The organism is Geobacillus sp. LYN3, from assembly GCF_003064505.1.
In the GTDB taxonomy this organism is placed as follows: Bacteria; Bacillota; Bacilli; order Bacillales; family Anoxybacillaceae; genus Parageobacillus_B; species Parageobacillus_B toebii.
Map to the genome: position 1 here is coordinate 751,857 of NZ_QCWL01000001.1, position 6,738 is coordinate 758,594.

General features: G+C 37.8%; 5 protein-coding genes and 1 pseudogene. 5 read left to right on the forward strand and 1 reads right to left on the reverse strand.

The window, feature by feature from the left end:
• Positions 1–94 precede the first annotated feature (94 nt).
• A complete protein-coding gene (locus DCC82_RS03920; RefSeq protein WP_097354060.1) occupies positions 95–853 on the forward strand; it encodes a MerR family transcriptional regulator in 759 nt (252 codons plus the stop codon).
• A complete protein-coding gene (locus tag DCC82_RS03925) occupies positions 837–2,588 on the forward strand; it encodes an ABC transporter ATP-binding protein (protein WP_097354061.1) in 1,752 nt (583 codons plus the stop codon). The genes DCC82_RS03920 and DCC82_RS03925 overlap by 17 nt, the downstream gene beginning before the upstream one ends.
• Before the next feature lie 569 nt (positions 2,589–3,157).
• Here DCC82_RS03925 and DCC82_RS17950 read toward each other — a convergent pair.
• Positions 3,158–3,343: pseudogene (locus DCC82_RS17950) on the reverse strand (IS982 family transposase); the annotation flags it as partial.
• Positions 3,344–3,558: 215 nt separating this feature from the next.
• Here DCC82_RS17950 and DCC82_RS03930 point away from each other — a divergent pair.
• Genes DCC82_RS03930 through DCC82_RS03940 form a run of 3 tightly spaced genes read left to right on the forward strand, consistent with a single transcriptional unit; the run spans position 3,559 to position 6,688 of the window.
• The gene (locus tag DCC82_RS03930) at positions 3,559–4,449 is read left to right on the forward strand and encodes a polyprenyl synthetase family protein (RefSeq protein ID WP_233252920.1); all 891 of its coding nucleotides are present in this window, start codon (positions 3,559–3,561) and stop codon (positions 4,447–4,449) included.
• 19 nt (positions 4,450–4,468) lie between these two features.
• Positions 4,469–4,624, forward strand: coding sequence for a competence pheromone ComX (gene comX / locus DCC82_RS03935; protein ID WP_097354063.1), 156 nt, complete (start codon positions 4,469–4,471; stop codon positions 4,622–4,624).
• Positions 4,625–4,630: 6 nt separating this feature from the next.
• Positions 4,631–6,688, forward strand: coding sequence for a histidine kinase (locus DCC82_RS03940; RefSeq protein WP_233252921.1), 2,058 nt, complete (start codon positions 4,631–4,633; stop codon positions 6,686–6,688).
• Positions 6,689–6,738: the final 50 nt, after the last annotated feature.

Genomic DNA, 6,738 nt, shown 5'->3' on the forward strand with positions numbered 1-6,738 from the left:
GCTTTTTTTCTTCCAACCGTTGAAACTCAAGGGAAAACCGTGAGTGTGGAGGATAAACTTTTGACAATACCATAGTGTCAGAAGGGGGAGAACGATGAAAAAGGTGTATCCAATCGGTGAGTTTGCGAAAAAAACAGGCCAAACAATACGAACTCTTCACTATTATGATGAAATAGGAATTTTGAAACCGTCGCATGTATCGAGTTCTGGACGCCGATTTTACAGTGAAGATGAGATCATTGCATTGCAAAAGATTGTGGCACTGAAGTTTTTAGGTTTTTCCCTTGAGGAAATTAAAAATTTTATGCAAGAAGAAAAATGGGATTTAAAAGAATCGCTTGCTTTTCAAAAAAAGCTTTTGCTGCAAAAGCGTGAACATATTGACCGCGTCATAAAGGCAGTGACACATGCCCAGCATCTTATCGAAGAACGAGAAACGGTTGATCCGAATATGTTTTGCATGCTGATTAACTCTATCCAAATGGAAAATAAACATAAAGAATGGCTGAAACAATTTATGCCAGATGAAACAGTGGAAAAAATGTTTGACATTAGCGAAGAAAAACAGTTGGAATATGGGAAGAAGCTGCTTGAAATTTTCGAAAAGCTAAAAGAGTGCTATGGAAAAGATCCGAGCGATAACGATGTGCAATCGCTGATAGAAAAACTTTTCTCTATCGCAAAAGAAGTTGGCGAAGATTTATCGCTATTTCATTGGAAAGGGGATGAACTTGCAGAAGAGCCAATGCTGTTTTTATCTCCTTTTTCCAAAGAAGAAGAGGAATGGGTGGCAAAAGCGGTGGAAATATTTTTAGCGAAAGAAGGAGTAGATTTGAGTGGAGAAGAATCGTGATATGCCGATAGACAATTGGCAATCTTTCTGGGAGTTAATCAAGAGCACGAATCCGCCAAAATGGGTTTTTGTCACTGCTATTACTCTTAGTTTGATCGAGACAGGGGTTGGACTCATCGTACCATGGTTTACGAAATCTCTTGTTGACCAGATCGCTGCATCTACGGTAGAACCATCGATTATTATTTTACTTGCGGCTTCATTTATTTTGCAAACGATCACTTCCGGATTTTCTTATTACTTCCTCACCTATATTGGAGAATATGTGGTTGCAGCAATTCGCAAAAAGCTTTGGAATCAAGTTTTATTATTGCCTATTCCTTTTTTCGACAATCACCAATCTGGAGAAACGATGAGCCGAATTACTCAAGATACCAACACGGTAAAAATGCTGATCACCCAACATTTAGTTACATTTCTGACTGGATTCATTTCCGTTGCAGGGGCTGTTAGCATCCTGCTTATTATCGACTGGAAAATGACCCTTATGATGGTGACGGCTGTCCCAGTTTCAATCCTTATTCTCTGGCCGCTTGGGCAAAAAATGTACAAAATTTCAAAAACCACCCAAGATGAAATGGCCAGTTTTTCAGCCAATCTTGGCAGAGTGTTATCCGATATTCGACTTGTAAAAGCTTATTGTGCAGAGAAAGAAGAGCAAAAAAACGGGGAACTAGGGATTCTTCATCTTTTTCAATTCGGTCTAAAAGAAGCAAGAATACAGGCTGTCATTTCCCCTTTTATGACATTTGTGATGATGCTCGTTTTAGTCATTTTGATCGGTTATGGCGGCGTTCGTGTAGCCTCAGGCACGCTTTCATCCGGCTCTCTTGTCGCCATCATTATTTACATGGTTCAAATCGTTGTTCCTTTTAGTCAGATGGCTGTATTTTTCACCTCATTTCAAAAAGCAATGGGGGCAACAGAACGAATCCAACGCATTTTATCCTTAGAGAAAGAACCAAACGGCAGCTTGCCTGCGGTGCAAAATCCTGAGCAAGACATCCATTTTCGCAATGTTTCCTTTTCTTATAAAAAGGGGGAGCATGTACTCAAACAAGTAACGCTCACTATTCCTTCAGGGAAAACAACAGCTATTGTTGGTCCGAGCGGCGCCGGAAAAACGACATTGTTTGCTTTGTTAGAACGATTTTACACACCCGATGAAGGAGAAATATTACTTGGGGAAACAAATATTGAAGATTTTGACTTACATTCTTGGCGCAGCCAAATCAGTTATGTCTCCCAAGAAAGCCCAATGATGTCAGGAACGATACGCGACAATATTTGTTATGGACTAAATAGAGACGTTACCGATGAAGAAATAGAGCGAGCAGCCAAACTGGCAAATGCAGCGGAATTTATCGAGCGGCTTCCAAAAGGATATTTGACGGAAGTCGGGGAACGGGGAATCAAATTATCAGGTGGACAGCGGCAGAGAATTGCCATTGCCCGCGCTCTTATACGCAATCCAAAAATTCTTCTCCTTGACGAAGCAACCTCAAACCTAGACAGCTCATCAGAAGTTCTTGTTCAAAAGGCCTTGCAGCAGCTAATGGAAGGAAGAACAACACTTGTCATTGCTCATCGGCTTTCGACCGTTGTTAACGCAGACCAAATCGTTGTATTAGAGAATGGGACCATCACTGGGATTGGAACACATAGCGAATTGCTGCAAACCCATCCGCTCTACAGAGAACTGGCCGAACAACAATTTCAGACAATATCGGAGTAAACAAAAATAAATTTCTTGTTGGAGCGTGACAGATACGATTTCGGTGTTAAAACCACATTTAAAATGTGCTATATACGTTGCAGATTAATGCGATCGGACCGAGAGATCGCAATGAAGTATATGAAATAGCAAAATCGAGACTTCATTTCTTTTTTGAAGAAGTCTAAAAGCGTGGAACATAACCTCTAATTTGGCCCTTCTCTACATACGTAGGGAGGGTGCTTATTTTTTATTTTAGTGGAGGCAACAATTATATTGTGATTTGATTTACAATCCCCTGCCATTTCGTGTTGATACTCCGCCAAAAAATGGCGGTGTTCCGACATAAATTGGCGGCGAAAAGGAATGGAAGTGGAGGTACAATTTTAGGTGAAGAAAGTCCAATGTCAAAAGTTCTATAAAAAAGTGTAAGAAGGTTGAAAAAATGGTAAAAAGCATTTTTTACTTATGACATTGTTCACATGGAAAGAAACGTTCCAATGGGGGCATCTGGTCAGTATACTGTTCGTTTTATTAGTCATTTTTATCACAGTTCTACGGGAGGAATCGCTCGGTTCAGCATTCATCCTCTACCATAGGTACAAGCATTCAACTTGCCCAAGGATAACAAACGTGTAAGTTGGTAAAATACCATCTAATGCTGTTTTAAAACCTTTTACTCTGTTTGCACGAATCGATGCAATGTGAAACGAGTCCATAAGTACTGAAAAAGTGGTTTCCACGATTTTGCGATTTCGACGCATCCATGGTGGCCACTTTTTTCTGTGATTTTTATTCGATCCTAAAAATAGGATATATGGATAAAACAGGTTTACCAGATAGTATATGAAGTCCTCTTTGTCAAGAAAAGAGGGGGTTTTAGAATTTCTATCGATTGGAAGAAGGAATTTCACCAATTTTGTTGTAATTTATCCATTTGGAAATATTTGTGTGAGATGTTGATGAAATGATAGAAAAAGAGACAGTGAAGATGACAATGAAAGAGATTGTCGAATCGTCTTTTTCCGTGACGTCTTTAAAAGAATTGGTGTTGACATCAATAGAGGAGCATGCAAAACGAAGCAATTTTTTGTTCGGCCGCTTAGCTGGTGTGCATTATCAGATGTTTTCCGAAAATATGAAGGAAAGCGAACAAATTGCAGCGGCTGTAGAACTGCTGATGTTGGCTGGAGATATGCTCGATGATCTCATTGATCAAGACAGCTTGGAAATCTCGTGGAGACAAGTCCCTCTTGCCACCTTTCTTCATGTCGTCGTCGGATTATTGTTCCTAGGACAAAAAGTCATTGCGGATTTACCTATTGATAATGATAAGAAAGCAAAAGCGCAGTTTTACGTTTCATCTCGATTGCTTCAAAGCGTAAATGGGCAGCATATGGATGTCACAAATGACATACAGACGGAAACAGATTATTTACAGATGGTGAAGAAAAAATCAGGTTCTCTAGTAGCCATGGAATGTTTCGTCGGAACTGCATTGGCAGGCGCTGAAAAAAACACTGTCATCATTGAAAAGTATGCCAATGATATAGGAATTGCTGCACAAATCGACAATGATATCGATGCGTTGTATCGTTGGGAGGAGAAGAACGACATTAAAGCAAAGAAGAAATCGCTTCCGGTATTGTACATGCTGGCCAGTAAACGGGATAACTTGTTGAAACAGTATTTTAGCAACCATGTTGATTACAATAAGCTTTATAATCAAAAAGAAACAGCCATTCAACAAATGGAGCAGGAAGGAGCGTTTTACTATGCAAAAGTAATAGGACAGATTTACAAGGAAAAGGCGTTACAAGAAATCGAGAAGCTGGATGTGGACGATAAGTATAAAATTGAACTCAAATCATTAATTTCATAATGTTTGGAGGTAATTGGAAATGCAAGAAATGATCCGTTTTCTTGTAGAACATCCAGAAGTCATCGGAAAATTACAAAATGGTACGGTGAGCTTGATAGGTTTAAGTGAGTTAGAGGTAAAAGCGGTTGTAAAGGTATTTAGTGAATCGATGGAGCCGCTTGGATATTGGAAGTAGATAACGATGAGTCGAATGGTCATTGTAATGATTGTTGCTTCGATTTTAGCAATATATTTAACTATTTTAAATGTTAAATATCCACTGATCGGCATTGATGTAGTGGAAAATAAGAATGGTGATATCATTGTTAACGATATTTACGAATTTGGATGGGCGGAAAAACAAAATATTCATGTTAATGATCAAGTGCTGAAAGTAGATGGGGAGCCCCCGCTCTCTCATTTTACTGTCCGAAAATACAAAACAATTGAACAAGCGAAAACAATAACGATTCAGAGAGAAAATCAAATTCAAATGTTGACGGTTGATTATCGATCGAATGGAGCGAAACAGTGGTTGTATTATATTGCTTTACCAGCTGTTTTTTTTCTATTCACTGTTAGTTTAAGCATTTTTTTGCTTCGTCTGTGGCCACATGATAAAGCGGCAACCGTGCTTATTTACTTTTTGTTATTGATAGGGCTTTGTTATATAAGTGCGAGCTTATCAGCAAAATATGCACTGTTTGGGCGGCAAATGTTTAACGGTATATTTTTAATCTTACCTGCCGTCTTTTTGCATTTCGTTCATCATTATTTTGAAAAAGAAAAGAAATTGTGGTTTACGAACAAAATCATCTTTTCTCTTTATGGGTTTAACTTTGTGATGTTTGTTGTCTCACTCATGTCTTTATCGTTTCGTTCGATCAGTGAAGCAGAAGTGCTATTGACTACATTTTTTATCAACATGGTCATCATTCTTGCTTTGTTAGGAAAAGGATTGGTTTATCTTAAAAAAGATGAACAGCAAAATACGGTCAAAGGGTTGTTTTTCGCAATTGGTCTATCTGTTGCACCATTTATTTTATTTTATAGTCTCCCGGTTTTAATTATTGGAAAATGGGTATTACCAGCTGAATTAACTGTTACCTCGCTTTTTGTGCTGCCATCTGTCTTTCTTTATTTAATTTGTACGGATCGGCTATTTCAATTACAGTTTTCCATCAATCATTTTGTGTACTATGCCTTTTTATCTTTACTTCCATCTTTTCTTGTTACATTGCTTTATATCAAATTTGTCAATGAAGCGAGAGGGCTTGTAGAGCTTGCTTTGTTGTTTTTACTGATTTATGTAATAAATATCCTTGCTCTCTATTTAAAAGGATGTTTCGATCGAATATTAAGGACGAAGTTATACGTACAAAAAGACTTTTATCAAGAAAGTATATATCGGATCGGCGAAGCATTAAAAAAACAGAAAAACATGCAAGAAGTGATCCAATGCCTAGAAAAAGAGGTGAGCGAATTATTAGCTATAGAGGAACTGGCTTTTGTACAACCAGCAATTAAAAATATGCAAGCACCTTTTCAATGTGATGAAAAAGAGTGGATGAAACTAACCAAAAAGATGGATAGAAAACCACTTTCGATTGGGAAAATCATTGAAAATAAGCGTTTGTTTGCAGTTTTTGTAGGCTCGTTCCGGCAAGGTCCTTTACTATTAATAGGAAAAAAGAAACATCCTATTCCATTTACGGCAGAACAAACAGATTGGTTATCGACTATTGTCTATTATACCAGCATCACGATTGAAAATATGGCCAAAGTAGAGGATTTAATAAAAGAGTTAGACAATCTAAAGGAAAGCAGAAATTCTATTTGGCTCACTCGTTTGATCTTTCAATGGTCGGAAAAGGAAAGAAGAAAGTTATCCATTGATTTGCACGATACGATTCTTCAAGATTTAATTGTTTTAAAACGGAAAGTGGAGAGTTTGCGCGTTCAAAATATGCGTATGGATGAAATGAAAAAGCAGCTAAGCGACATCGAAGAAGAAATCGTAGATATCATTGATTTAACAAGGGAAATATGTCATGAATTAAGACCGCCATTTTTGAGTCAAATCGGATTAAAGGAAGCGATCGTACAGTTAATCCAACGGTTCCAATTACGTGCGAATATAAAGGTAGAATGGAATGTTCATTTATTAGCCAAATTAGAAGAAGAACAGGAGCTTGCTATTTATCGGATTATCCAAGAATTATTAAACAATGCGCTAAAACGTAACTATTCAGCCACATGATCAAGTGAGCTGAATATTTTTTGTATTTCCTGTCTATGATGTGAATATTG